This is a genomic window from Achromobacter sp. K91 (genome assembly GCF_003576205.1).
GTDB classification, from domain to species: Bacteria; Pseudomonadota; Gammaproteobacteria; order Burkholderiales; family Burkholderiaceae_B; genus Achromobacter; species Achromobacter aegrifaciens.
Genome location: NZ_QWFB01000030.1, coordinates 225,582 through 249,933 on the forward strand (window position 1 = coordinate 225,582; position 24,352 = coordinate 249,933).

Here is a 24,352-nt window from a genome sequence, read left to right on the forward strand (position 1 = left end):
CGGGCTTTTTCATGGCCGCGCACAATGCGCGGGGGAGGGTTGATGAGGGCTTGGCGTCTTTTGCGCGGTCCCATGCGCCTAACGGTGCAGGGCGCGTAGCGCGATCTCAGGCTCGTTGGCTACGACTTTCAGCAGAGCAGCAGCTGGTCCAGTAGGAGACCGGCGCTTTTGCTCCCAGTTTTGCAAGGTGCGAACGCTGACCTGCAACGCCGCCGCAAACTCAGCTTGAGACAGCTTGGTCTGTTCGCGCACCCGCTTCACGTCCAGAGGATCAAGCGTGGATATTCTCGAAGGACGCGTCTCTCCCTTGCGTATCGCTGCCGCTTCTTTGAGACTCGCCTTCAAATCGGCGAATAACTGCCTGTCCATTTCACAAGTCCTTTACCAACGCCCGCAGTTCAGAAAGTTCCGCTGAGCTCAAGTTGTCCCGCACGTTCTTTGGGTAGGCCAACAGCATCAGAATCTGGTCGTCATCGGTGAGCCAGTAATAGATCACCCGTATCCCCCGCTCTTGCCGATTCCCGGCCGCGCGTGGCGCACCTTTCGTATGCCGCCTCCGCCAGGAATCACATGGCCGCAGGCGGGATCCTCCAGCAGCATTTGCTGCAATTCACGATAACCATCATCTGGCAGCAGGGACGTGATTTGCCTGGTAAAGACGCTGGTTTCTATGAAAACCACGATTGGATTGTACGCCAATGGCGTAGTCGAAGTTGCACGTAATACCGCAAGCGCGCGGCGCGGAAAATCGCCGACGACTGTACGTGCTTTACCGGGAGGCAGGGGCGCTACTGCGCGATATCTGTCACTGGGATGCGCTTGGCGGACGCGCGCTTGCGCGAGGCCGGCAAAGATAGTTTGCGATCAGCCCAGCTTGCGGCCGCGCGTCTTGGCGCCGCGGCGGACGAGGATGGTTTTTTCGATGTAGGCCTGCGTGATCGATTCAAGGATCAGGCGGTCGTCGGCCGTGAGCGATTCGAACTGCGAAGGCGAAATGTTGGGGAAGGGCCAGGGCGCCATCGGACGCGGCCGGCCGCCGGGACGCGGCACGGGTTCGGCCACGCCAGGCGCGGGCAGCGTGTTGCTGAGGTCGTAGCCTTCCACGGGAAGTTCCAGCGGGCCCTTGCCGGTTTCCAGCCATTCGACCTCGACCTTCAAGACCTGCGCCAGCTTGCGGGCCGAGCGGCTTGAGTGCCGCAGGCCGCTTTCGTAGCTGCCGATGGCGCTTTGCGAAATGCGCGCAAGACGAGCGAGGTCTTTCTGCGTGTGGCCACGCAGCAGGCGCGCATGCTTCAGTCGGTCTGAGAATGTTTTCACACCGGCGATTGAAGCTTGCTGGTCACGCGCTTTGGTGGTTATAAATATTACTTAAGTGATATTTATCAAAGGTGAGCGCATGGAGCAACGAGGCAGCGTCTTCGTCGTACGGCTCGACGCAACGGCGCGCGAGGATTTCGCCGAGGCTTTGCGTCTGATGCGTTGGCAGGTCCGCGTGTTCGATTCGTCCGCTGCCGTATTGGAACACTTGCAGGCGCAGGGCGCTGATGCCCTGGTACTTTTGGGAGGTATTAAGGGCGTGCCTGGCCTCATCGCCATGCTGCGCCGGGCGGCGCCCGCTGCGGCGGTGCTGTGGCAGGCCGCGGATGCCAGCGCGTCGGATCGCATTGCCGCGCTGGATGCGGGGGCGGACGTCTGTACCCCTGCGGGCATGGACGCGCTGGAATGGGATGCTCTGCTGCGCAATCTGTACCGGCGCGCGCCGTCCACCGCCTTGCCTTGGCGACTAGACCCGCACGTGGGCGCACTGGCGGGACCGGCTGGCGAGTTCCTGCCGTTGACGGTCACCGAGCGCGCTTTTTTTGTCCGCTTGTTGAGCGCGCCGGGCTACTGCCTGCGCCGGGAATGTTTTTTCCCTGCCGGTACGCGCAAGTCCATGGAAGGGGCGCGGCGGGTGGATGTGCTCTTGTCGCGGCTGCGCAGCAAGGCGCGCCGCCTCAATATCGACTTGCCCGTGCTTGCGGTGCGGGGATGGGGCTACATCCTGCTGCCCGAAGGCGCCGCAAGAGGGCAGGGTCTCAGAGCACTACCAGGTTATCCCGATGCATGAGCTCGGGTTCGGTCATGCTGCCGAGAATGCGCGCGATCTGCGACGAAGGCTGGCGCAGGATGCGGCGGGTGTCGGCCGATGAGTAGTTGATCAGGCCACGGGCGCATTCGCGGCCCTGGCCGTCCACGCAGGCGACCACGTCGCCGCGGCCGAACTCGCCTTCCACCTCGGTCACGCCGATGGGCAGCAGGCTCTTGCCTTCGCGCAGCAGCGCCTGCACGGCGCCGTCATCCAGCACCACACGTCCGCGCAGGCGCAGGTGATCGGCCAGCCATTGCTTGCGCGCGGACCACACGGGCAGCACGGCGCGCAATTCGCTGCCGATGCACTCGCCCTGGGCCAGGCGCGTGAGCACGTTGCGCTCGCGGCCCGACGCGATGACGGTATGCGCGCCGCTATGCGCCGCGCGCTTGGCCGCCAGCACCTTGGTCAGCATGCCGCCGGTGCCGATGCCGCTGCCCGCGCCGCCGGCCATGGCTTCCAGCGCGGGGTCGCCTGCCTGGGCATGCGACATGAACTTGGCGTCGGGATTCTTGCGCGGATCGGAGTCGTACAGGCCGCGTTGATCGGTCAGGATGATCAGCGTGTCGGCTTCGATCAGATTGGTGACCAGCGCGCCCAGGGTGTCGTTGTCGCCCAGCCGGATTTCGTCGGTGACGACCGTGTCGTTTTCGTTCACGATCGGCACCACGCCCAGGCGCAGCAGCGCGAACAGCGTGCTGCGCGCGTTCAGGTAGCGGTGGCGGTCGGCCAGGTCTTCGTGGGTCAGCAGGATCTGGGCGGTACGCAGGCCGTACTCGGCGAAGGCCGCTTCGTAGGCCTGGCACAGGCCCATTTGGCCCACGGCCGCGGCTGCCTGCAGTTCGTGCATGACCGACGGGCGTTTGCGCCAGCCCAGGCGCGCCATGCCTTCGGCGATGGCGCCGCTGGAGACCAGCACGATCTGCTTGCCCTGCTTGTGCAGGGCGGCGATCTGCGCGGCCCAGTGCGCCACGGCGGCGCGGTCCAGGCCTCGGCCTTCGTTGGTGACCAGCGACGAGCCGACTTTGGCGACGAGACGCTGGGCGTTGGTGACGACGGAAACGGCGGGTGTTTCAGCAGACATGATGGCGGCCGGCTGCGGCGAGAAAAAGGCGTAATCGTAAGGACTGCGATTATGGCTTATTCGTCGTCGCCGCGCGGCGCGGGGCGCTGGTCGGCGGTCGAGCGCTTGTCGTCGAAGCGCGGGTCCGGCGCGACATAGTTCTCTTCGGCCTGGTCTTGCGACAGGTGTTCCTTTTCACGTTCGGCGTCCAGGTAGTCCTGCAGCGCATAGATCAGGTCTTGCGTGCCTTCGCCCGACAGGCCGGAAATGCCGAACACCGGGCCCTTCCAGTCGTAGAGTTCAAGGAAGCGGCGCTTGGTGTCCTCGGGATCGGGCACCATGTCCAGCTTGTTCAGGACCAGCCAGCGCGGCTTGGCGGCCAGTTCCGGATCGTAGCGGCGCAGTTCCTCGACGATGGCGCGCGCGTCGACCACGGCCTGCTCGACCGGATCCGCGTCCGGGTCGGGCGTGGAGACGTCCACCAGATGCAGCAGCACGCGGGTGCGCGCCAGGTGGCGCAGGAACAGGTGGCCCAGGCCGGCGCCTTCGGAGGCGCCTTCGATCAGGCCGGGAATGTCGGCCACAACGAAGCTGCGCGACGGCGAGGTGCGCACCACGCCCAGGTTGGGGTGCAGCGTGGTGAAGGGGTAGTCCGCGATCTTCGGCTTGGCATTGGAAATGCGCGTGATCAGCGTGGACTTGCCGGCGTTGGGCAGGCCCAGCAGGCCCACGTCCGCCAGCACCTTCAGTTCCATGCGCAGGTAGCGGTGTTCGCCTTCCTTGCCGGGCGTCCACTGGCGGGGCGCGCGGTTCACGCTCGACTTGAAATGGATATTGCCCATGCCGCCCTGGCCGCCTGCGGCCAGCACCACCTTCTGGTCGTGCTGGTTGAGGTCGAACAGGATTTCGCCGGTGTCGGCGTCATGGATGATGGTGCCCACCGGCACGCGCAGCGTGATGTCCGGAGCGGCCGCGCCGTACTGGTCCGAGCCGCGGCCGTTTTCGCCGTTCTTGGCGCGGTGCAGGCGCGCATAGCGGTAGTCGATCAGCGTGTTGATGTTGCGGTCTGCCACGGCGTAGATGGTGCCGCCGCGTCCGCCGTCGCCGCCGTCCGGGCCGCCTCTGGGAATGAATTTTTCGCGGCGAAAGCTCGCCACGCCATTGCCGCCTTTGCCGGCGACGACTTCGATGGTGGCTTCGTCTACGAATTTCATGATGTCCGCGCGTGTAGTGGTAAGGAGTGGGGCGGGGCCGTCATTCGGCGCCGCCGGGAGGCAGGGGCCGGAACCGTCCGGCTGCTGCCCGAAATCTGGAAAAGCTTAAAACAAAAAAGCCCTGCCGCATGCGACAGGGCTTTTGCCGTTCTGGAACGCGGCGAACCGCGTTGCTGACCGTGCTGGTCCGATTACTCGGCAGCGACGATCGAAACGGTCTGCTTGTTCAACGCGCCCTTGAAGCCGAATTGAACCTTGCCGTCGATCAGCGCGAACAGGGTGTGATCCTTGCCCATGCCGACGTTCACGCCAGCGTGGAAGCGCGTGCCGCGCTGACGCACGATGATCGAACCAGCGGGAATCAATTCGCCGCCGAATGCCTTGACGCCCAGACGCTTCGATTCTGAGTCGCGTCCGTTCCGCGTAGAGCCGCCGCCCTTTTTCTGTGCCATGTTTAGCTCCTGCTAAGTGGTACCGAGTCGCTTCTTAAGCCGTGATGGCTTCGATGCGGATTTCGGTGTAGTTCTGACGGTGGCCCTGACGCTTCTGGTAGTGCTTGCGACGGCGCATCTTGAAGATCTTGACCTTGTCGTGGCGGCCTTGCGCAAGAACCGTTGCCTTGACCACGGCGCCGGAGACGAGGGGCGTGCCAACTTTCAGTTGGTCGCCTTCGCCCACGGACAGCACTTGGTCCAGGGTGATTTCTTGCCCAATGTCTGCCGGTATCTGTTCTATCTTGAGTTTTTCGCCAGCGGCAACGCGATACTGCTTGCCACCGGTTTTTACGACCGCGTACATGGGGGATTCCTTAAATAGGTAAATGGGTTCATCTGCGCTGCCTGCCCTGCTGGGCGGGATTGCCGCTCTGGCGGGCGCTTTCTTCTCCTGGCGCCAGAGCCTGGCAAGAGAGGGAAAGGCCTTGATGCCTGGGAAAGTAGAACCTTCCTTGGCACCCAGAGGGGTGACGCAAATGCAACCGACGTAATTCGGGCATTGCTGACCGAATCCGGAATATTAGCCCGGGACTTTCAGAAAGTCAAAAAGCCGTTGCAGGCTAAGGGCTTAGGTGTCGCATGCGCGCTTCAAGCGCCGGGGATCACCCGCAGGGCGATGTCCCGCGCCACGAGGCGGATGCCCGCAATGACGTCATGGCGGTGCGTCTCGTCCAGCCGGTCGGTGGGGATCGACGTGCTGACGGCCACTCGCTTGCCCTGCGGCGTCATGCCCACGTAGGCGGCATAGCAGACCAGGCCTGTCGCCACTTCCTCCAGATCCTGCGCGAGGCCTGTGCTGCGCACCTGGGCCAGTTCCTGATCGAGCGCGGCGCGGGTGGCGAGGCTGCGCTCGGTGACGCGCGGCAGCGTATCCGGCACGCGGGCGGCCAGGTCTTCGGGCGGCAGGCTGGCCAGCAACGCCTTGCCCAGCGCGCAGGCGTGCGCCGGCAGGCGCAAGCCCAGGTCCGACACCAGTCGCACCGGGCGGCGCGCGTCTTCGCGGGCCAGGTAGACCACGTCGAAGCCATCCAGCGTCGCCAGTTGCACCACTTCGTTGTGCCGCGCCACGAAAGCGCCCGCGGCCGCCTGGAACGCCGCCTGCAGCCCGTCCTGGCGCAGATAGGCATGGCCCAGCGCCATCAGTTCGATGCCGATGACGTAGCCGCCATCACGGCGCTCGATCCAGCGGCGCTGTTCCAGGCAATCCAGCAGCAGATAGAGGGTGCTGCGGGCGAGCTGGCAGGATTCAGCCAGCTCGGATGCCTTGACCGGCGTGTTGCGGCTGGCCAGCACTTGCAGGATGTCGTGCGTGCGGCGGATGGCGGGGACGTCGTGTACGGTTGCCATGCTCTATTTGTCCAACATATTGGACATAAATTCATGATGTTGGACATGATAATGGAAGTCTCCTAGACTGCCCCGCACATCATTCGAACAAGGCGAGGAGACTCATGGACCAAGCAAAGGCGCTGCCCGTCGATCTGGAACAGGCGTTGCTGGTGGGGCGGGTGTGGAGGCCGGGGCATGGTCCCAGCGTCGTGGCGGTGCGCCGCGGCGAGGTGATCGACATCACGGCGGCCGCGTCCACCATGGCGGACCTGCTGGACCGTCCCGACCGCGTGGCGCTCGCCGCCAGCGTCGCCGGCGAGTCGCTGGGCGATGTGCATGCCCTGATGGCAGCCAGCCTGGCAGGCCGGGAGGGCTTGCGCCTGCTGGCGCCTTGCGACTTGCAGCCCGTCAAGGCGGCGGGCGTCACCTTCGCCATCAGCCTGCTGGAACGCATGATCGAGGAAGAGGCCGGCGGCGATGCCAGCCGCGCCGAGGAAATCCGCGTCCGCATGCAGGCGCTGATCGGCTCGGACCTGTCCCGCCTGCGGCCGGGCTCGCCCGAAGCTGCCAAACTGAAGGCCGAGCTGACCGAGCGCGGCCAGTGGTCGCAATACCTGGAGGTCGGCATAGGCCCGGATGCCGAGATTTTCTCCAAGGCGCCGCCCATGGCGTCGGTGGGGACGGGTGCGCATATCGGCGTGCTGCCCGAATCCCGCTGGAACAATCCCGAACCCGAGATCGTGCTGGCGGTGGACAGTCGCGGCGAGGTCGTCGGCGCCACGTTGGGCAACGACGTCAACCTGCGCGACATCGAAGGCCGCAGCGCCTTGTTGCTGACCAAGGCCAAGGACAACAACGGCTCTTGCGCCATCGGTCCCTTCATTCGCCTGTTTGACGGGGACTTCAGCCTGGACAGCGTGCGCCAGGCCGATGTGTCCTTGCGCATCGAGGGCCTGGACGGCTTCGTGCTGGACGGCGTGAGCCACATGCGCGAGATCAGCCGCGATCCGCTGGACCTGGCGCGCCAGGCTTGCGGCAAGCATCATCAGTACCCGGACGGCTTCATGCTGTTCCTGGGTACCATGTTCTCGCCCACCCAGGACCGCATGGGCCCGGGCACCGGCTTCACCCACAAGCTGGGCGACCGCGTCGTGATCGCGTCCGAGCGCCTGGGCGCGCTGGTCAACGAAGTGCGTCTGGCCACCGAGATTGAGCCCTGGACCTTCGGGGTGCGCGCACTTTACGCCAGCCTGGCCGCGCGCGGCCTGCCGAGGCAAGGCGCCTGATCCGCCGCAGGACGGCGCCGGGCAGGGGCGCGCTCCGGGGCGTCACCCCTGCCCGGCGATTCCGCCAGGATGACGGCTCGTGTCCGTCACTCCCCGTATAATCCTTGGTCGAATCCTCCCGCCGTCTGCGGCGGGCCCAGCGGTAAGAGCCGGCGCGCGTTCACGCCGCGGCTCGTTTCACTCTCCCGGATACGTCTTGAATCTCCCCGAGCTTGTTGCCCCCATTGCAGACGATATGAAAGCCGTCGACGCGGTCATCCGCGAGCGGCTGAATTCCGAGGTGGTCCTGATCCGCACGATCGGCGACTACATCATAGGCGCGGGCGGCAAGCGCATGCGCCCGGCCATGGTACTGATGGTGGCGCGCGCGCTGGGCTACGAGGGCACGCACCACCAGCTGCTGGCCGCCGTGGTTGAGTTCATCCACACCGCGACCCTGCTGCACGACGACGTGGTCGACGAATCCGACCTGCGCCGCGGGCGTGAAACCGCCAACGCGGTCTTCGGTAACGCCGCCAGCGTGCTGGTGGGCGACTACCTGTATTCGCGCTCCTTCGAGATGATGGTGGAAGCGAACTCGATGCGCGTCATGAGCATCCTGTCCGAAGCCACCACGGTGATCGCCGAGGGCGAGGTGCTGCAACTGCTGAACGTGCATGATCCGGACGTCTCGCAGGAGCGCTATCTGCAAGTGGTGCGCTACAAGACCGCCAAGCTGTTCGAGGCCGCCGCCCAGGTGGGCGCCGTGCTGGCGGGCGCCACCCCCGAGCAGGAAGCCGCCGCGGCCGCCTATGGCCGCCACGTGGGCACCGCCTTCCAGTTGGTGGATGACGTGCTGGACTACAGCGGCGACGCCGCCGCCCTGGGCAAGAACGTGGGCGACGACTTGCGCGAGGGCAAGCCCACGCTGCCGCTGATCCGCGTGATGGAAGTGGGCACGCCGGAACAGCAGCAATTGATCCGCGATGCCATCAAGACCGGCGACGCCGACTTCGCCGCCGTGGCCGCCGCCATCCAGGCTACCGATGCCCTGGAACACGCCCGCCAGGCCGCCGTGGCCGAAGCGGATCTGGCCCGAAAAGCACTTTCTGCTTACCCCATTTCCCCTTTTCAAAAATCTCTGTTAGAATTCTGCGCTTTCGCGGTGAACAGAGATCGCTAAGCGAATTAGGCGAAAAATCTGGGGCAACCCAGGTGTTGGGAAAACCCGGATGGGAAAGCCCGGTGGCCTGAAACGTGGCGGTTGATAGTGAAAGCGAAAGATGATTTGGTTGCACTGAGCGCAGCGAAGTCAGTAGTAGTAAGAGTTGTACTAAGACTCGGGGCGTAGCTCAGCCTGGTAGAGTACTGCGTTCGGGACGCAGGAGTCGGAGGTTCGAATCCTCTCGCCCCGACCACTCATGTGGTCGAATTCATGAAGGTGTTTCCCGACGCCTTTGGCTGAAAGCCGGTATCGCGCAAGCGTTGCCGGCTTTTTTGCATTTGCGTGTCGGATTCAGTCATCCCGCCGTCATTCCGCGTCTCTAGACTCCCGCCTTTTTCGAACAGGCAGCAGAGATGACGAAGGACAGCAAGCACGGCCAGGGTGATACGCAGATCGTGGAGCAGGCGCCGGATGCCTTGCCGCAGGCGCCCGACAACCGGCGGCGCAGCTTGCTGCGCGCCGGCTTGGGCGTGACGCTGTTGCCCATGGGCGGCAGTTTCCTGCTCAGCGGCTGCAATGGCGGCGGCGACGATGACGATGATGATGACGGCGATGGCGGCACGGGCAAGCCTCAGCCGGCCCTGGTGTCGAGCTTTGCGCTGGCGGTGCTGCCGGATACGCAGTTCTATTCTCGCTACGCGACCGACGCCGAGAACCAGCAGTTCATGCGCAAGTACGGCAGCGAGCCCTACCAGGCGCAGACGCGCTGGGTGGCCGAGCACGCCAAGGCGCTCAACATTCCCTTCCTGGTCCATCTGGGTGACGTGGTCGACCAGCAGGGCAAGCCCGACCAGTGGAAGGTGGCCAGCGCCGCGATGAAGGTGCTGGAAGACGCCAAGGTGCCGTACTCGATCCTGGCGGGCAACCACGACGTGATCGTCGACCGCGACTATGTCGACGAGAGCAGCCAGTCGGCCAATACCGACGCGCAGCGCGACCTGGCCAAGGAACCCTACCTGCAGCATTTCAGCGTCACGCGCGCCAAGCAGCAGGCCACCTTCGGCGGCCGCGATGCCAGCGGCTTTCACGAGTACCACGTGTTCGAGGCCGAAGGGCAGAAGTTCCTGGTGCTGTCGCTGTCCTGGCGCGCATCGAATGACGCGCTGGCCTGGGCCAACCAGGTGCTGCGCGCCAATCCCACGCTGCCCGCCATTCTGATCAACCACCAGCTGCTGAATATCGACAAGGATGGCGTCAGCCCACTGGAAGTGCCCTACGGCAAGATGCTGTGGGACAAGCTGATCCGCGACAACGATCAGATCTTCATGACGCTCAACGGCCACTACCATGGCGCCACCCGCCTGACCAAGACCAACGCCTATGGCAACGCGGTGGAGGAGATGGTGGTGGATTACCAGATGGCCTACCAGGGCGGCAACGGCCTGATGCGTCTGTACGAATTCGATCTGGGCAACAACGAGATCCGCGTGCTGTCTTTCTCGCCCTGGGTGCCGCAGAAGCCCAAGGACACGCTCAACGCATTTGACCAGGCGGTGCTGACCGCGCCCAACGAGCAGTTCACCATCAAGATGGACTTCGCCAGCCGCTTCTCCGGCTTCAACAAGACGTTCAAGGCGGCGGCGCCTTCGCATACCTCGCTGGTCGAACAGGCTTCGGCGCTGATCCTGGCCAACTACACGGATCCCACGACCGTCGAACAGAAGCCGGCCGCGGACGTCAACGACTACCCGCTGGTGGCGGGGACGCTGGCGCACTGGCGCTTCTTCGGCGGGCAGGCCGGCCTGTCCGTCAAGGTGGGCGAGACCGTCGCGGATCTGACCGGCCTGAATCCGATCCGCCGCGCGGCGCTCAACATAGACGGCGTGGCGGGCGCGCAGGAAGGCGACCTGCTGTGGTCGGACGATCACCATTACCTGTCCGCCGCGCCCGGTTCAGTGCGGTTTCTGAACACCGATAAGAACACCGCGCGCATGAGTTACTTCACCACCGAAGCCACTGCGGCGATCAACGGCGCCACGGTGCCCAACGGCTACACGGTCGAGGCGTTCCTGAAGATCGACCGGGACTGGAGCGCGCAGAAGCACGCCTGGATGAACGTGATGACGCGCGACGGCAAGCGCGGCGATCTGGCCGGGTTCAATGGCGGCGACCCGGAATCCCCGCCCTTGATCTTCGCCGTGTCCAGCTTGCGCGAGATCCAGTGGGAAATCGTGCCGGTCGTGGCGGGTGAGCGCGGCGGCAAGACCAACTGGTCGGGCGAGATCATCGCGGACAAATGGTTCCACGTCGCGGTGGTCAACGACGCCGACACGCACGAGACCATTCTGTACATCGAGGGCGCGCCGGTATTGCGCAACGTCAGCAATGCGCCGGGCCTGGCGACGCTGGCCGCCGACATGCCCTGGGTGATCGGAGCGGGTTCGTGGGACGGCGAACGCGCCGACGGCTTCTTCGGCAGCATCGGCGAGATACGCATCGTGGATAAGGCGCTCAAGCCCGCGCAATGGCTGACCGCGCGCCGCGCGAGCTAGCGCGTCATGCGGGACGCGCGCGACGCGTCCCGCAGGTGTTCAGCGTGGCGCCGCCGCGTCAGCCGCCTCGGCCCGCAGGCACTCGATCAAATCCCGCATCCGCGGCGACAAATCCAGGCTGTGGTGCCGCACGATGCCCAGCGGGCCGAATACGGGAGGCAGCTCGATATCCAGAACGGCAACGCCGCCGCTGCCGGCCGGGTGGCGTGCGACGCAACGGGGCAGCAGCGACAGCAGGTCGCTGCTGGCCATCAGCATCATATTGTTCAGGGCCGAGGCCGATTCGATGCGCGACGGCGGGTACTGGCCGTGACGCTGCAGCAGCATGTCCAGGCCGATGCGCGCCGGGCTGCCGCGCGGCGGCATGATCCACGGATAGGCCGCCAGTTGCGCCCAGGAGACCTGGGCCACGTCCGCCAGCGGATGTCCGCTGCGCGCGCATACGCACATCGGCTCTTCGTACAGCACTTGCGTCAGGGTATCGGGCGTGCGCACGGCGGCGCCCATGCGCGCCACCAGCAGGTCCAGCTTGCGGGTGTGCAGGTCTGGCATCAGCGCTTCCAGTGAACCCTCGCGCACCAGCACATTGACATTGGCCGCCTGTTGCTCGAAACGCAGCAGCGCGCGCGGCACCAGGTAGGCCGCCGCCGCCGAGTTGACGCCGACATGGATGGTTTCCGCGTCGAGGCCGGGCGCGGCGGACCATTCGCCGCTCATGCGTTCCAGGTCACCCAGCACCCAGCGGGCGTGACGGATCAGGGAGTCGCCATGGGGCGTGGGGAAGCTGCCCTTCGGGGTCCGGTCGAACAGCCGGGCGCCCAGCATGTCCTCCAGTTCCGCGAGCATGCGCGACACCGCTGGCTGGGTGGTGGCCATGCGTTGCGCCGCCACGCCGACGTTGTGGACTTCGTCCAGCAATAGCATGAGTTGCAGGTGGCGCAGGCGCAGCCGGCCACGCAGATACCAGTCTTGCTGCAGGGGAGCGATGGTGTCGGGAGGGTTCATCTCTACATATCAATTCTGATATGAAAAGTGAAAAATATATCATTGGACTGGAATGATGGGCTGGCCGATGATGATTGCCAGCGAGCCGCCCGCGAATGAGGCGAGCCGCGGGATGGAGACAATCATGCTGAAACTTGTGCGCGGCGCCCTGGCCGCCCTGAGTCTGGCCGTACCTCTGGCCGTTCCCCAGGCGGCCGCCGCGGCTTATCCGGACCGCCCCGTCACGCTGGTCGTGCCCTCGGTGCCCGGCGGAGCGGCCGATGTGGTCGGGCGTCTGGTCGCTGCGGAAATGTCCAAACAATGGAACGTTCCGGTCATCGTGGAAAACCGCGCCGGTGGCGCCGGCGTCATCGGTTCCCAGGCGGTGGCACGCGCCAAGCCCGACGGCTACACGCTGCTGCTGGGGCCGGACGCCTCGTTCACGGCGGTGCCTTACCTGATGCAGGACGTGCCGTATCGTACCGAGGACTTCGCGCCCGTCGCGACGCTGGCGACCCTGCAGTACGTGTTGGTGGCGGCGCCCACGGCGCCGTTCAAGTCCTTGCGTGAACTGCTGGAGCAGGCGCGCGCCCGGCCCGACTCCATTACCTACGCCAGCGGCGGTCCGGGTTCCACCCATCATCTGGCGATGGCGTTGTTCGAGCATGCCGCTGGCATCTCGCTCAAGCACGTGCCGTACAAGGCCGCGCCCCAGGGCTTTGTCGGCGTGATGGGCAGCCAGGTCGACCTGATGTTCATCGTCGCCAGCACGGCCGTGCCGCAGATCAAGGCCGGCAAGGTGCAGGGGCTGGCCAACGCGGGAGCCGCGCCCATCGCGGGCGCGCCCGACCTGCCGATGGTGAAGGACGCAGTGAAGGACTTCACGTTCTACAGCTGGTTCGGACTGTTCGCGCCGGCGCAGACGCCCGCTCCGGTGCTGGCCGATTTGCAGCGCGCCGTCGCCGCTGTCCTGAAGAGTCCCGAGGTCCGGGACAAGATGCAGGCCCAGGGCATGATCGTGGGCGACCAGGACGGACTGGGCTTGAGCGAACGCATCGCCCATGACATCCGTGTGCTCGCGCCCGTGCTTTCCGACATCAAGACCGCCACCAGCAAGCAGCAATGAAACGCCCCAACATTCTTCTCATCACGACCGACCAGCATCGCGGCGACTGCCTGGGCTTTGCGGGACGCCGGGTCAAGACGCCGCACATTGATCTGCTGGCGCGCACTGGCACGCATTTCGCGGCCTGCATCACGCCCAACGTCGTCTGCCAGCCTTCGCGCGCCTCCATGCTGACCGGCCTGCTGCCGCTGACGCATGGCGTCTGCGACAACGGCATAGACCTGGACCTGCGTACCGGCGAGGCGGGCTTTGCCGGCAGCCTGGCCGCTGCCGGCTACGACACGGGCTTCATCGGCAAGGCGCATTTCTCCACGCACCACACCTTCCAGGCCACGGGACGGCCCGAATGCCAGTACAGCGAGGCGGGCATGGGACCGGGCTGGGCGGGGCCGTACATGGGCTTCAAGCATGTGGAGCTGGTGGTGGAAGGCCACAACTATTGGCTGCCCACGCCTTTGCCCGGCGGCCTGAATCATTCGCGCTGGCACTACGGCGACGGGTTGGGCGAACTGCGCAACCAGCTGTATGAGACCGACCTGGGCCCGGCCAGCGGCGCGCCGCAGACCTTCCATTCCGCTTTGCCGGCGGCCTGGCACAACTCCGCCTGGATCGGCGATCGCACCATCGATTATTTGCGCGAGCATCGCAATCAGCCGTTCTGCCTGTGGGCTTCGTTTCCCGATCCCCATCACCCTTTTGATTGCCCCGAACCCTGGTCGCGCCTGCATCATCCCGACGAGGTCGATCTGCCGCGCCATCGCGTCACCGACTACGATCGCCGGCCCTGGTGGCACAGGGCCAGCATGGAAAGCAAGCCCATGGGCAATGCCGAAGTGCAGGCGGTACGGCAGAATTTTTCGCGCATGCCGACCCAATCAGACGAGGCGCTGCGCCGGATCATCGCCAACTACTACGGCATGATCTCGCTGGTGGACCATCAGGTGGGGCGCATCATGAAGGCGCTGAGCGAGTACGGGCTGGATCAGGACACCATCGTCATCTTCACCTCGGATCATGGCGAATGGCTGGGCGACCACGGGCTGATGCTCAAGGGGCCCATGCCGTATGAAGGCCTGCTGCGCGTGGCCATGGTGGCCAGCGGCCCCGGCATCGCGGCCGGGAGAAAGGTGGAAGACCCGGTTTCCACGCTGGACCTTGCTGCGACCTTCTGCGACTACGCCGGCGCATCGGCCCTGGGGCCGCAACACGGCCGCAGCTTGCGTCCGTTGCTGGAAGGCGGGGACGCCACCCGCGAGTTCGCCTTGAGCGAATGGGACGTGGCGGCATCGCGCTGCGGCGTGGAGCTGAAGCTGCGCACTGTGCGCACGCGCGACTGGAAGCTGACCGTTGAACTGGGCAGCGGCGCGGGCGAGATGTATTGCCTGGCCGAAGATCCGGACGAGATGGACAATCTCTTCGACGATCCGGGTCATGCCGCGAAACGGCGGGAACTGGCCGCCATGCTCGCAACCCGGCCTGCGGACCAGTTGCCGGCGCGCGTGCCGGCATCGGGTATCGCTTGAACGTGCGGCGCAAACCGGACGGTCAAGCCTGTTCGGTGGTCGGCTGGCCAGCAGGCTTGCCCAGGGCGCTTTTCACTGCGGCGAGCACGTCGTCGCAGATGAGCGCCACCGCGTCCGCCGACCCGCGCACGCCTGGCTGGTTCAGGCGAGTATCGAGCTGAGCGCACTGTTCGGCCAGCGCGGGCAGGCGGAAAATGGCCAGCATGCCACGCAAGGCGTGCAGTTCGCCGCGCAGGCTGCCGCTGTCTTCGTCGATGGCAGCGCGTTTGATGGTGTCCAGGGACTGCGCGCAAGATTGCTCCAGCGTGCGCAGCAGCGCCGGGGGGAAGGCGCGCCCGCCGGTCAAGGCTTGCGGACCGTTATCGGCCGCAGCCGGTGCTTGTTGCGGGCCGCGGCCGGCTTGCCCGCATACGTCCAGCAAGGCGTGTTCGAGTTCGGCCAGCGGCAAAGGTTTGGTCAGCACCCGCGCGATGCCGGCTTCATTGCAGCGCTGCCGCTCGTGTTTCGTCACGCAGGCCGTGGCGGCGATGACGGGCATGTCCGGCCGCATGGATCGGGCCTGTCGGGCCAGCGCGTAGCCGTCCATGCCGGGCATCGCGAGATCGGTGACCAGCACGTCATAGCGGTGCGCTGCCAGCAGTGCGCCAGCCTGCGCACCTCCCTCCGCCAGATCGACTTCGCAGCCCAGCAGCTTGAACTGTTCTTCGAACAGGCCGCGGTTGGCGGCGTTGTCTTCGGCCACCAGCACCCGCAACAAGCGGGTCGAATGCCGCGGCGCGGGCGCGGGGGCCGCGGTGGACAGGGGCGCGTCCTGCAGCACATGCCGCAAGGCCGAGGCCAGGCCATGCAGTCCGTACATCGAAACGCTGAGCTTGCGTCCCGTGTCCTGCGGCGTGGCGGGTCCAAGCATGCCGCAATCGATCACCCATGAAGATTGGTCCAGCAACCTGTCTTCGTCCTCCGGCTGCCAGTCCGTCTTGTCGCCCCAGATGATGAGGACCGTCGCTTCGTCCAGCGTGTCCTCGTCCAGTTCGGATGGATGGCGGCGGGCGTTGACGCGCAGTCCCCAGGTTCGCAGGACGGCTTCCAGGCCGTGACGGCAGTTGTCGCGCGCGGCCAGCAGCAACACCTGCTCGCCGGCGAACCATGGCCTGTCGGCCTCGGTGTTTTCGATGCCCAGCGGCAAGGAGAACGCGAACAGGCTGCCGCTTCCAGGTTCGCTGCGCACGGACAGGGAGCCGCCCATTGCCTCGACCAACCGGCAACACAGGGTCAGCCCCAGGCCCGTGCCGCCATAGCGCCGGCCTATGGTCGCGTCAGCCTGGCTGAAAGCGCGAAAGACACTCCGAGTCTGTCCTTCCGTCATGCCCATGCCGGTGTCCTCCACCTCGACGGCGATGCGGGCCGCGTCGGTGCGGGTACGCAGCACCACCTTGCCGTGGTCGGTGAACTTGATGGCATTGGAGAGCAGGTTGTGGATCACTTGTCCCAGTCGGGTGGCATCCCCTCGCATGGGCTGCCTGAGCGCAGCGCCCAGATCGCCGAGCAAGGCCAGTCCTTTGGCCTGGGCCTGGGGCGCGAACATGGATAGGGCGTGCGAGGCGACTTCGAGCAGGTCGAACTCCGTCTGCTCCAGGCTCAGTTCGCCGGCCTCGATCTTGGAGAAGTCCAGCACGTCGCTGATCGTGGCCAGCAGCAGTCCCGACGACACCCGCACGGTTTCGAGATGATTGCGCTGGATTGGCGCCAGGCGCGAGCGCGAGAGCAGCTCAAGGTGTCCCAGGATGGCGTGCAGCGGCGTGCGTATTTCATGGCTCATCGCCGCCAGGAAGGCCGACTTGGCGGCATTGCCGCGGTCCGCGGCGGCCTTGGCTTCACGCAGGCGGTGGGCTAGCTGATATTTTTCGGTGACGTCGATGAACGCAGCCACGACCACGTTAGATCCGCGGTAGCGCGCGCCTGCCATGCTGACCGACAAGGTGACGGGAGTGCCATCGCAGGCAACGAACGAGAGGTCTTCCTCCACCACATCCGTATCGCGCCTGCCTGCGGCCGTGCCGGCGCGCCGCCGATAACGATTGGCCAGCTCTGCCGAAAGGCTGAATTTTCCCACGCCCACGCGCGCGGTCATCTTCTCCATGGCCGGGCTGTGCAACAGCGGACTGCCGCTGGCAGCGTCGATCAGACCCAGGCCCACGGGAGCCGTCTCGATGAGCGTGCGGTTGAGATGCTCGCTCTCCAGCGCCAGCCTGGAACGGTTCATCAAGGGCCGGACCACGCGCAGCTCGAAGTAGAGCAGCAGCGCCCATATCAACGCCAGCGTGGTTGCGGTCATGGTCGCGGGCGTGGTCAGCTGTGCGCTGATGGCATTGACGATGCTGCTCCAGTCCAGCGTGAAGACCAGCACCCAGCCCGTCGGGCCCAATCCTTCTGAAATCGAGAACTGGCCAGAGCGCGTTCTTTCCTGGCGCGTTCCGGCAGGGATGTCGGCGAGGTCGGCGGCCGGAGCGGTTTCCTGCGCGTCGCCGGCACTGCCGCCCGGCGACGCAGCGATGAGTTGGCCGCTGGCGGACATGATGGCGAAGTCGCCCGCCTGCCGGTTTGCCGCCTGCGAGGCGCCGGGTTGCAGGGGGGAATACTCCGTCACCAGCACGGCGACCGGCACGCCCTTGTCCAGTATGGTTCCACCGATGCGGAAGACCTGCTTGCCCGTGATCGGATTAGCGACGGGAGGGATCCAGCGCAAGGAGCGCCATGTGTCGGTGCCGGCATCGGTTGCGATCAGCATGCGCCGGCTGACTTCGCCGGTCAGCAGGGCGAGGTAGCGGTCGCGGTCCGCCAGGATCCTCTGGCGGACCGCTGCTTCGGGGGCAGGGACCAGGCCGGCGATGCTGCCATTGACCCCAAAGAAGAACGAGGCCAGCGAGTTGTCATGGGCCGCGGGCCCGCCTGAGGGAACGCGTCCGATCTGCTCGGCCAGATTGAAGAACTTTCCTGTCGCAGCGTTCGTCACCCGGCCGCCGCCCGAACCCAATATCCATTGAGAGCGGGAATCCTCGTCGGCCTCCACCAGCAGTTCTTCGCCCCGGCTGCGGTACTTTGCGATCTGGGCCGCGTCAAAGGGCGCCGCTTCCCGCCACATCAGCTCCGCGCTTGCCAGGCTGATGCGGAAGGCGTTCTCGCGCGTATAGATTTCCTTCATGAGCACGGCGTGTTCGGCCACGAACGATTGGCGCACGTATTCCAGATATTTTTCGGCGGTGGTCTTGGCTTCCAGGGCGAAGGTCAGCAGCACCGCGACCGTGATCAGCACGCCGCCGCCCAGGCTCTGCCAGCGCTGATAGCGGCGAAAGCGCGTCACGGTGTCGAGCCGCGAGGGGCTCAGGCGGTGGCGTAGTCGAATCAAGGCGCGGGAGGATGGGTGTCAGGCGGCGCCGGCATGCCGTCTCGGATAGGCGGGCGCTGCGGGTTTCTGGGGGCGGGCGCAGCTACTTGAACATTATTCCGGCCCGTTTGGCGCAAAGGCTTGCCAGCGGCTTTGACATGGATCAAGCGGCTGCCACTCGGGTCTGGTCGCGTCCAGCGTGTCGACATTGAACAAGGGGCAAGCACTGGTACCGCCGGAGACTCAGGCCGCTTTCTCGCCCTTCACGTCGGGTGGCGTCATATCGGCCATCGGCAGGGCGGCGCAGCCGTACCGGACCAGGTCCGCGTCGCGTTCGATGCCCAGCTTCCTCATCGCGCTGCGCTTCTGTGAGCTGACCGTCTGCACGCTGCGGCTGGAAATACGCGATATCTCGGTGATGGTTGCGCCCGCGCAAAACAGACGGATGATCTCTGCCTCTCGCCGCGTCAACCGCGGCTGTTGCGGCGAGAGGGATTCGCGGATGATCATGTCCTTCACCGTCGGCGAATAGTAGGTCCGGCCGCGGCTCATCGCGTGTATCGCTTCGGCGATATGGCGCGTTGAATCTGCCTTGCTGAGGATGCACAGGTTCTTTTCGGCCAGCAGCGCCCGCAGCAGCGTGGGATGCTCGACCATGGTGAGCACGGCCACTCGCAGCGCCGGGAAGCGCCGCCGCAAAAATCCGATGAGCCCCAGCCCGTCGCCGTGCTTGCCGCCCGGCATCGCGTAGTCCGAGACCACCGCGTCGCACGGTTGAGTTTCAAGCAGGGCCACCAGGTCCGTGGAGTTCCTGGCGCAGCCGATCACTTCGATGGCCGGATCTCGCGCGAGCTCGTGGCTCACGCCCAGGGAGACGATGGGATGGTCGTCGGCAATGATGACGCGGATGCGGCCGTGTGACATGTTTCTTTCCCCGTTCATCCAGAGCCTGCTGCGGAACTGCCGTGCGTCCATGGCGATTGCCGCCAAGTTTCGCAAGCAGGCGTTTGAAACGCTGTATGTGCGCGGCTGCTGTGGCGATGCCGCGTGCCGCCATATTACCGACGGCGTCCTCGCCAAAGAATAGGAGGAGTACTAAAGTGCGGCGCTCGTCGCAGCCGCCGCCACCCCCAACTCCGCGGCAGGCGACTGCCGAATCGTAGTAGTACGACTCCGATTTCGTAGTCTTCCCACAGTTCCACTCCCGTCCGCTCCGTATTCTGCCGGCAGGACGAGAATCGCCCGGCTTGGCAGGAGCGGCAGCCGGCCCGGGGGCAAACGCTTCCCGTGAAAAAAGGCAGAGAGCAGGGGGCGGGAGATGACAGGGGAGAACGCGCGCCATCGGATGGCTGCGCTGGCCGCCGGGCTGGTCATGGCGTTGTGTGCGGACGTCTCGCGGGCGCAGATCCTGGATGCGGGGCGCGCCATGCGCGACCTGCAATCGGTCTTGCCCGCCATGCCCCCGGGTGGCACGGCTCCGGAGGTGCAATTGCCCGAACCGCAGCCACCCGCAGCCGCGTCCGGCGAAGCGGCCACAGGCCCCGCCGTCAAGGTGCTTGAGTTCCGCTTCGAAGGCAACCGCGCCGTTGACGAGGCGGCGCTGCGGGCGCTGCTGGCCGATCTGGCGGGCACGGCGCTGACGTTTCCGGATTTGCGCCTGGCCGCTGATCGCGTCACCGCTTACTACCATGATCGGGGTTATGTGCTGGCGCGCGCCTACCTGCCGCCGCAAGACATCGATGCGGGCGTCCTGCGCATCGCCGTGCTGGAGGGCAGCTATGGCGAGATCGGTCTGCGGAACCGCTCGCGGATCCGCGATGCTGTGCTGGAACAGCCTCTCTCCGCCCTGCGTCCGGGGGATGCAGTGCAGGCCCGTGAGCTGGAGCGCGCGCTGCTGTTGCTCAGCGAGCTGCCCGGCGTGGCGGTGAAGGGAACGCTGCGGCCCGGCGCCGAAACCGGCACCACCAGCCTGCTGGTGGATGCCGAAGCGGGGCCGCTCGTCTTCGGCAGCGTGGACGCGGACAATTTTGGCGGCTACTACACCGGCGAATACCGGCTGAGCGGAAGCATCGGCGTCAACAACCCCCTGCGCCTGGGCGACCAGCTCAATCTGCGACTGTTGGGGAGCGATGGCGGTCAGCGCTACTACAACGCCGGCTATCAGCTTCCCCTTGGCTCCTGGTCCACGCGCGTCGGCATTGGCATGTCCAGCATGCGGTACGAACTCCGCAGGCGTTTCGAACCCCTGGGTGCGCACGGCCGCGCCGACGTGTCGACCGTGTTCATCCAGCAGCCCTTGGTGCGCACGCGCCGCGCCAGCTTGCGCCTGCAATTGCAGCACGAGCGCAAGCGTCTGGTCGACAGCATGGATCTCTTCGACGTAAGCAGCAGCAAGCGTATCGGGCTATGGACCGTGGCCCTGGCCGGCAGCAGCGAGGACGGATGGCTCGGCGGCGGAAGGACCATCTTGCAGCTGTCGCATGGCCGCGGCCGACTGCGCCTGGGCGATTCGCAAGCCGAGCGCGAGGACCGTCTGACCGTGCGCACTGCGGGCGGGTTCGCCAAGACCAATCTTTCGGCCAGCCGACTGCAGCAGCTCGTGGGCCGCCTGCAGCTGTATGCGCGGCTGGACGCGCAATGGGCGTCGAAGAACCTGGACAGTTCCGAGAAATTCAGCCTGGGCGGACCCTATGGCGTACGCGCCTATCCGCTGGGCGCGGCCAGCGGCGACGAGGGCTGGCTGGCCGGCGTCGAATTGCGTTACCAAATGGCTCCCGGGTGGCAGGCGAGCGCCTTTGCGGACCGCGGCAGCGTGCGCTTGAGCAAACAGCGCTGGACGCGCGAAGGCAACCGCAACGACCTGAGTGCGGCGGGATTCGGCATCACGCAGTACGGCGCCAACCATCAGGTGAACCTGAGCATCGCCTGGCCGCTGGGCCGGCAGCTACCCGCGACGGAAGCGGACCGCGAGCCCCGCTTGTGGTTCCAGGCGTCGCGCTACTTCTGACGCAGGCGCATCACGCGCGCAGTTTTCTCAACCGGCGCAGTCTGCCGTGGCGGCGGATGCGCCATTCTCGCGAGGTAATCATGAACAAGACATATGCATTGGTATGGAACGAGGCCAGACAAAGTTGGAGCGTGGCGCGCGAGTCTGCGCGCCGCCATGGAAAATGCGGCGGCGGCAGGCGTAGTCGCGTTGCCGCGCTGGCCCTGATCGGGCTGGCGGGCCTGTCTGGCGCGCATGCTGCACCGACGGGAGGGACGATCGCGGCCGGCAATGGCATAGGCGATATCCACACCACGCTGGACCAGAAACAGGTGTCGATCAATCAGCACACGCAAAAGCTGATCATCGATTGGAACAGCTTCAGTATCGGCGCCGACGAACGTGTCGCCTTCAACCAGCCTGGCGCCGGATCCATCGCGCTGAACCGGGTGAACGGCCTGTCGCCCAGTTCGATCCTGGGACGCATGGACGCAAATGGCCAGGTTTTCCTCGTCAACCCCAACGGCATCGTCTTCGGCAGGGGCGCGGAGGTCAACGTGGGCGGACTGGTAGCGTCGACCAAGCAGCTTTCCGACGCCGATTTCAACGCGGGCAACTATCGCTTCGCCGGGCCATCGGAGGCCTCCGTATTGAACCAGGGCGTGATTGCCGCGCGCGACCGCGGCAGCGTCGCGCTGCTGGGCGCCAAGGTCAGCAATCAGGGTGTGATCCAGGCGCGGCTGGGGCGGATCGCGCTGGCAGCCGGCGCAGAGTTCACTGTGAACTTCGACGGCAACGGCTTGCTCGATTTGCGGATGGATGGCGCCGCGCTGTCCGCCCTGGCCGAGAATGGCGGCATGCTGAGCGCCGACGGCGGGCAGGTCCTGATGACGGCCAGCGCCGCGGGAGCGGCCTTGCGCACGGTGGTCAACAGCCAGGGCATCATCGAAGCGAAGACGCTGCAGGGTCAAGGCGGCAAGATTACGTTGGACGGCGGCGGCGCCGGTGTGGTGGTGGCTGCGGGCAAGCTGAATGCCAGCGCGCTTGCCTCGCCAGGCAACGGCGGCGAGGTGGAGATGCGGGGGCAGCAGGTGGCCGTGCGGCTTGGCACTGAGGTCGACACGCGGGCCTTGAACGGCGATAGCGGCACCTGGCGCATCGCGTCGGCAGGGGTGACGGTGGGCGAAAACGCCACTGCGGCAAACGTCACGGTGCACGCGGACACCGTCGCCAGCAATCTCGCGGCCACCAACATCGTGCTGGAAGGCGCTGCGGGCGACGTCGCGTTCAATGGCCCGATCGCGTGGCACAGCGGCAACACGCTAGGCTTGGTTGCGGCGGGTGATATCGCGGTCAACGCAGACCTGGCCGCAACCGGCCAGAACGCCGCCATCGCCCTGTCCGCCGGCGGGGAAATCGCGCTTAACGGCAAGACTGCCATTACCGGCATCAATGGCGCCTTGTCCTTGCAGGCGCCGGGAGGTCATGTGCTGGGCGAAGGGGCGGTGATCACGCTGTCCGGCGCAGGCGCATCGTTCAGCGCCCATGGCCAGCGTTACGCGGTGATCCAGAACCTCGCCCAACTGCAGGACATCGACCGCAACCTGAGCGGCCTGTACGTGCTGGGCAACAACCTGAGCGGACGCGGCTCGATCCAGGCCATAGGCGGTCCGCATGGCATCTTTTCAGGCGTCTTCGACGGTCTGGGCAATACGCTCAGCGGCTATTCGGTCAGCGGCGCCGGTCCCAACGTGGGCTTGTTCGCCGCCTCGTCCGGCAGCATCAGCAATGTCAACCTGGCATCGATGGCTGTCAATGCGCCTGCCACCGGCGCGGCATCCATGTCGGTGGGCGCGCTGGTGGGCCGCAACTCGGGCCAGATCGTCAACGTGTCCACGTCCGGGATGCACGTGAAGGGCAGTTCGTATCACCGTAACGTGGTGGGCGGCCTGGTGGGCACCAACGCCGGCGGCAGTATCGACCGCGCCACCGTCGCAGGCAGCGTATATGCAGGTTCGCACACGATCGCCATAGGCGGGCTGGCAGGTGAAAACCTGAATTCCGCGACGAGCCGCGGCGTCATTACGCGCAGCGTCTCGCGCAATGTCGTATCGGGAGCGATGCAGCGCGATGAGCTGGGCGGCATGGGCGGTCTGGTTGGCGTGAACCGCGGCCTGATCGCGGATGCCTCCAGTCATGCGAGCACGCAGGCCACGGGAGCTGGCCACAATGTGGGCGGGCTGGTGGGCAGCAATCTGGGCGGCGACATCGAACGCTCGCTTGCGACCGGACGGGTGCAGAACGGCAGCGATGCATACACCGGCGGCCTGGTGGGGTTGAATAGCGGAGCCATTTCAGGCTCGGCCGCCGAAGGTGGCGTCAGTGCCGAGGGCGGCGGCTCCACCGGCGGCTTCGCAGGGCGCAACAGCGACGGCGGCTTGCTGCTGGACGTCAAGGCCGCAGGCGATGTGACGGCCGCCTATGGCGTCAATGTGGGCGGCCTGGTCGGCGCCAACGATGGACGCATCGATACGGCGGAGGCGGGTGGCGAGGTCAAGGCCGGCTACAACCGGAATGGAGGCCGGGCGGGCGGTTTGGCCGGCTATAACAGCGGCACGATAGAAGCCTCGGTCGCCCGCGGCAAGGTTGCTGGCGGACACTATGGGTACAGCGGGGGACTGGTCGGCTACAACACCGGCACGCTGGGCACGGTCAACGCCAGCGGCAACGTGACAGCGGGGCAGGGCAGTGCGGTCGGGGGGCTGGTCGGCGCCAATCAGGGCCTGATCGTTTCGGCGATGGCCAATGGCAATGTCTACGGCGGCGTCAACAGCCGTGCCGGTGGCGTGGTGGGAGAGAACGGCGACATGGGTGAGATCCGGCAGTCCTCTTCCTCGGGCGAAGTGGGTGGCGCGAGCCGCGCCCTGCTGGGGGGCATTGCTGGGTTGAACCAGGGCGAAATCTCCTATTCCAGCGCGAGCGGCAAGGTGAATTTCGTGAACTCCCTTCAGCATACCTACGGCGGCCTGGCCGGCGCGAACTACGGCGTGCTGCGCGCCAACAGCACGTTGGGGCTGGCATCCCTGGTGCCGCCGGTGGGCTTGAACTACGGGATTGTCGAGCGTTGATCGACAGTGC

At 65.9% G+C, this 24,352-nt stretch carries 18 protein-coding genes, 1 tRNA gene and 1 pseudogene; 9 read left to right on the plus strand and 11 right to left on the minus strand.

Translation table 11 applies throughout. From position 1 onward, the window contains the following. Positions 1-78: 78 nt before the first annotated feature. From nadS to DXK93_RS12660, 3 genes and pseudogenes are all read right to left on the minus strand, one after another. The gene (gene nadS, locus DXK93_RS12650) at positions 79-369 is read right to left on the minus strand and encodes a NadS family protein (RefSeq protein WP_119450206.1); all 291 of its coding nucleotides are present in this window, start codon (positions 367-369) and stop codon (positions 79-81) included. A 1-nt stretch (position 370) separates the two neighbouring features. Next, positions 371-681, minus strand: a pseudogene (locus DXK93_RS32305) (type II toxin-antitoxin system RelE/ParE family toxin). A gap of 183 nt (positions 682-864) precedes the next feature. Further along, positions 865-1,317, minus strand: coding sequence for a helix-turn-helix domain-containing protein (locus tag DXK93_RS12660; protein WP_054457708.1), 453 nt, complete (start codon positions 1,315-1,317; stop codon positions 865-867). Positions 1,318-1,396: 79 nt separating this feature from the next. Here DXK93_RS12660 and DXK93_RS12665 point away from each other — a divergent pair, with 79 nt between their 5' ends. Next, positions 1,397-2,107 carry a response regulator transcription factor gene (locus tag DXK93_RS12665; protein ID WP_119450207.1) on the plus strand — a complete coding sequence of 237 codons (711 nt, stop codon included), beginning with the start codon at positions 1,397-1,399 and terminating at the stop codon, positions 2,105-2,107. Here the strand turns inward: DXK93_RS12665 and proB are convergent. The 5 genes from proB to DXK93_RS12690 all read right to left on the minus strand — a co-directional run bounded on the left by proB (position 2,076) and on the right by DXK93_RS12690 (position 6,246). Beyond that, positions 2,076-3,212, minus strand: a complete 1,137-nt coding sequence (proB, locus tag DXK93_RS12670) for a glutamate 5-kinase (protein ID WP_054457706.1) — start codon at positions 3,210-3,212, stop codon at positions 2,076-2,078. The genes DXK93_RS12665 and proB overlap by 32 nt on opposite strands. Positions 3,213-3,268: 56 nt before the next feature. Beyond that, positions 3,269-4,405: a GTPase ObgE gene (gene obgE, locus DXK93_RS12675; protein ID WP_054457705.1), complete on the minus strand. Its 1,137-nt coding sequence runs from the start codon at positions 4,403-4,405 to the stop codon at positions 3,269-3,271. A 191-nt stretch (positions 4,406-4,596) separates the two neighbouring features. Further along, the gene (gene rpmA / locus DXK93_RS12680) at positions 4,597-4,857 is read right to left on the minus strand and encodes a 50S ribosomal protein L27 (RefSeq protein ID WP_006216229.1); all 261 of its coding nucleotides are present in this window, start codon (positions 4,855-4,857) and stop codon (positions 4,597-4,599) included. A gap of 34 nt (positions 4,858-4,891) precedes the next feature. After that, the gene (gene rplU / locus DXK93_RS12685) at positions 4,892-5,203 is read right to left on the minus strand and encodes a 50S ribosomal protein L21 (RefSeq protein WP_006216228.1); all 312 of its coding nucleotides are present in this window, start codon (positions 5,201-5,203) and stop codon (positions 4,892-4,894) included. 284 nt (positions 5,204-5,487) lie between these two features. Beyond that, a complete protein-coding gene (locus tag DXK93_RS12690; protein WP_119450208.1) occupies positions 5,488-6,246 on the minus strand; it encodes an IclR family transcriptional regulator in 759 nt (252 codons plus the stop codon). Positions 6,247-6,350: 104 nt separating this feature from the next. Between DXK93_RS12690 and DXK93_RS12695 the strand changes: the two genes are divergently transcribed. The 4 genes from DXK93_RS12695 to DXK93_RS12710 all read left to right on the plus strand — a co-directional run bounded on the left by DXK93_RS12695 (position 6,351) and on the right by DXK93_RS12710 (position 11,210). After that, on the plus strand, positions 6,351-7,514 hold the full coding sequence (locus tag DXK93_RS12695; RefSeq protein ID WP_119450209.1) for a fumarylacetoacetate hydrolase family protein: 1,164 nt from the start codon (positions 6,351-6,353) through the stop codon (positions 7,512-7,514). 196 nt (positions 7,515-7,710) lie between these two features. Beyond that, a complete protein-coding gene (gene ispB / locus DXK93_RS12700) occupies positions 7,711-8,676 on the plus strand; it encodes an octaprenyl diphosphate synthase (protein WP_054457702.1) in 966 nt (321 codons plus the stop codon). 158 nt (positions 8,677-8,834) lie between these two features. Then, positions 8,835-8,911, plus strand: a tRNA-Pro gene (locus tag DXK93_RS12705). 160 nt (positions 8,912-9,071) lie between these two features. Then, positions 9,072-11,210: a LamG-like jellyroll fold domain-containing protein gene (locus DXK93_RS12710; protein WP_119450210.1), complete on the plus strand. Its 2,139-nt coding sequence runs from the start codon at positions 9,072-9,074 to the stop codon at positions 11,208-11,210. Between the two features lie 39 nt (positions 11,211-11,249). On the opposite strand, the gene DXK93_RS12715 is transcribed toward DXK93_RS12710, so the two are convergent. Further along, the gene (locus DXK93_RS12715; RefSeq protein WP_119450211.1) at positions 11,250-12,215 is read right to left on the minus strand and encodes a LysR family transcriptional regulator; all 966 of its coding nucleotides are present in this window, start codon (positions 12,213-12,215) and stop codon (positions 11,250-11,252) included. Between the two features lie 124 nt (positions 12,216-12,339). Between DXK93_RS12715 and DXK93_RS12720 the strand changes: the two genes are divergently transcribed. Continuing rightward, complete coding sequence (locus DXK93_RS12720) at positions 12,340-13,320, plus strand: tripartite tricarboxylate transporter substrate binding protein (protein ID WP_158598557.1); 981 nt, start codon at positions 12,340-12,342, stop codon at positions 13,318-13,320. Continuing rightward, complete coding sequence (locus DXK93_RS12725) at positions 13,317-14,843, plus strand: sulfatase-like hydrolase/transferase (RefSeq protein WP_054457698.1); 1,527 nt, start codon at positions 13,317-13,319, stop codon at positions 14,841-14,843. Before DXK93_RS12720 ends, DXK93_RS12725 begins: the two co-directional genes overlap by 4 nt. Before the next feature lie 22 nt (positions 14,844-14,865). Here DXK93_RS12725 and DXK93_RS12730 read toward each other — a convergent pair whose 3' ends face one another. Together DXK93_RS12730 and DXK93_RS12735 are read right to left on the minus strand one after the other, a co-directional pair. Further along, a complete protein-coding gene (locus DXK93_RS12730) occupies positions 14,866-18,249 on the minus strand; it encodes an ATP-binding protein (RefSeq protein ID WP_147400239.1) in 3,384 nt (1,127 codons plus the stop codon). Positions 18,250-18,471: 222 nt separating this feature from the next. Next, positions 18,472-19,203: a response regulator gene (locus DXK93_RS12735; RefSeq protein ID WP_306650739.1), complete on the minus strand. Its 732-nt coding sequence runs from the start codon at positions 19,201-19,203 to the stop codon at positions 18,472-18,474. Positions 19,204-19,546: 343 nt separating this feature from the next. Between DXK93_RS12735 and DXK93_RS12740 the strand changes: the two genes are divergently transcribed. After that, positions 19,547-21,235, plus strand: a complete 1,689-nt coding sequence (locus DXK93_RS12740) for a ShlB/FhaC/HecB family hemolysin secretion/activation protein (RefSeq protein ID WP_119450214.1) — start codon at positions 19,547-19,549, stop codon at positions 21,233-21,235. An 80-nt stretch (positions 21,236-21,315) separates the two neighbouring features. Beyond that, positions 21,316-24,342, plus strand: coding sequence for a filamentous hemagglutinin N-terminal domain-containing protein (locus DXK93_RS12745; protein WP_119450215.1), 3,027 nt, complete (start codon positions 21,316-21,318; stop codon positions 24,340-24,342). Positions 24,343-24,352: the final 10 nt, after the last annotated feature.

Excerpts from the sequence above, each read along its gene's own strand:
- nadS (WP_119450206.1), bottom strand. The coding sequence starts at position 369 with ATGGACAGGCAGTTATTCGCCGATTTGAAGGCGAGTCTCAAAGAAGCG.
- DXK93_RS12695 (WP_119450209.1), top strand. The coding sequence starts at position 6,351 with ATGGACCAAGCAAAGGCGCTGCCCGTCGATCTGGAACAGGCGTTGCTG.
- DXK93_RS12740 (WP_119450214.1), top strand. The coding sequence starts at position 19,547 with ATGACAGGGGAGAACGCGCGCCATCGGATGGCTGCGCTGGCCGCCGGG.
- rpmA (WP_006216229.1), bottom strand. The coding sequence starts at position 4,857 with ATGGCACAGAAAAAGGGCGGCGGCTCTACGCGGAACGGACGCGACTCA.
- DXK93_RS12710 (WP_119450210.1), top strand. The coding sequence starts at position 9,072 with ATGACGAAGGACAGCAAGCACGGCCAGGGTGATACGCAGATCGTGGAG.
- rplU (WP_006216228.1), bottom strand. The coding sequence starts at position 5,203 with ATGTACGCGGTCGTAAAAACCGGTGGCAAGCAGTATCGCGTTGCCGCT.
- DXK93_RS12715 (WP_119450211.1), bottom strand. The coding sequence starts at position 12,215 with ATGAACCCTCCCGACACCATCGCTCCCCTGCAGCAAGACTGGTATCTG.
- DXK93_RS12735 (WP_306650739.1), bottom strand. The coding sequence starts at position 19,203 with ATGGACGCACGGCAGTTCCGCAGCAGGCTCTGGATGAACGGGGAAAGA.
- obgE (WP_054457705.1), bottom strand. The coding sequence starts at position 4,405 with ATGAAATTCGTAGACGAAGCCACCATCGAAGTCGTCGCCGGCAAAGGC.
- DXK93_RS12720 (WP_158598557.1), top strand. The coding sequence starts at position 12,340 with ATGCTGAAACTTGTGCGCGGCGCCCTGGCCGCCCTGAGTCTGGCCGTA.
- DXK93_RS12690 (WP_119450208.1), bottom strand. The coding sequence starts at position 6,246 with ATGGCAACCGTACACGACGTCCCCGCCATCCGCCGCACGCACGACATC.
- proB (WP_054457706.1), bottom strand. The coding sequence starts at position 3,212 with ATGTCTGCTGAAACACCCGCCGTTTCCGTCGTCACCAACGCCCAGCGT.
- DXK93_RS12665 (WP_119450207.1), top strand. The coding sequence starts at position 1,397 with ATGGAGCAACGAGGCAGCGTCTTCGTCGTACGGCTCGACGCAACGGCG.
- DXK93_RS12725 (WP_054457698.1), top strand. The coding sequence starts at position 13,317 with ATGAAACGCCCCAACATTCTTCTCATCACGACCGACCAGCATCGCGGC.
- DXK93_RS12745 (WP_119450215.1), top strand. The coding sequence starts at position 21,316 with ATGAACAAGACATATGCATTGGTATGGAACGAGGCCAGACAAAGTTGG.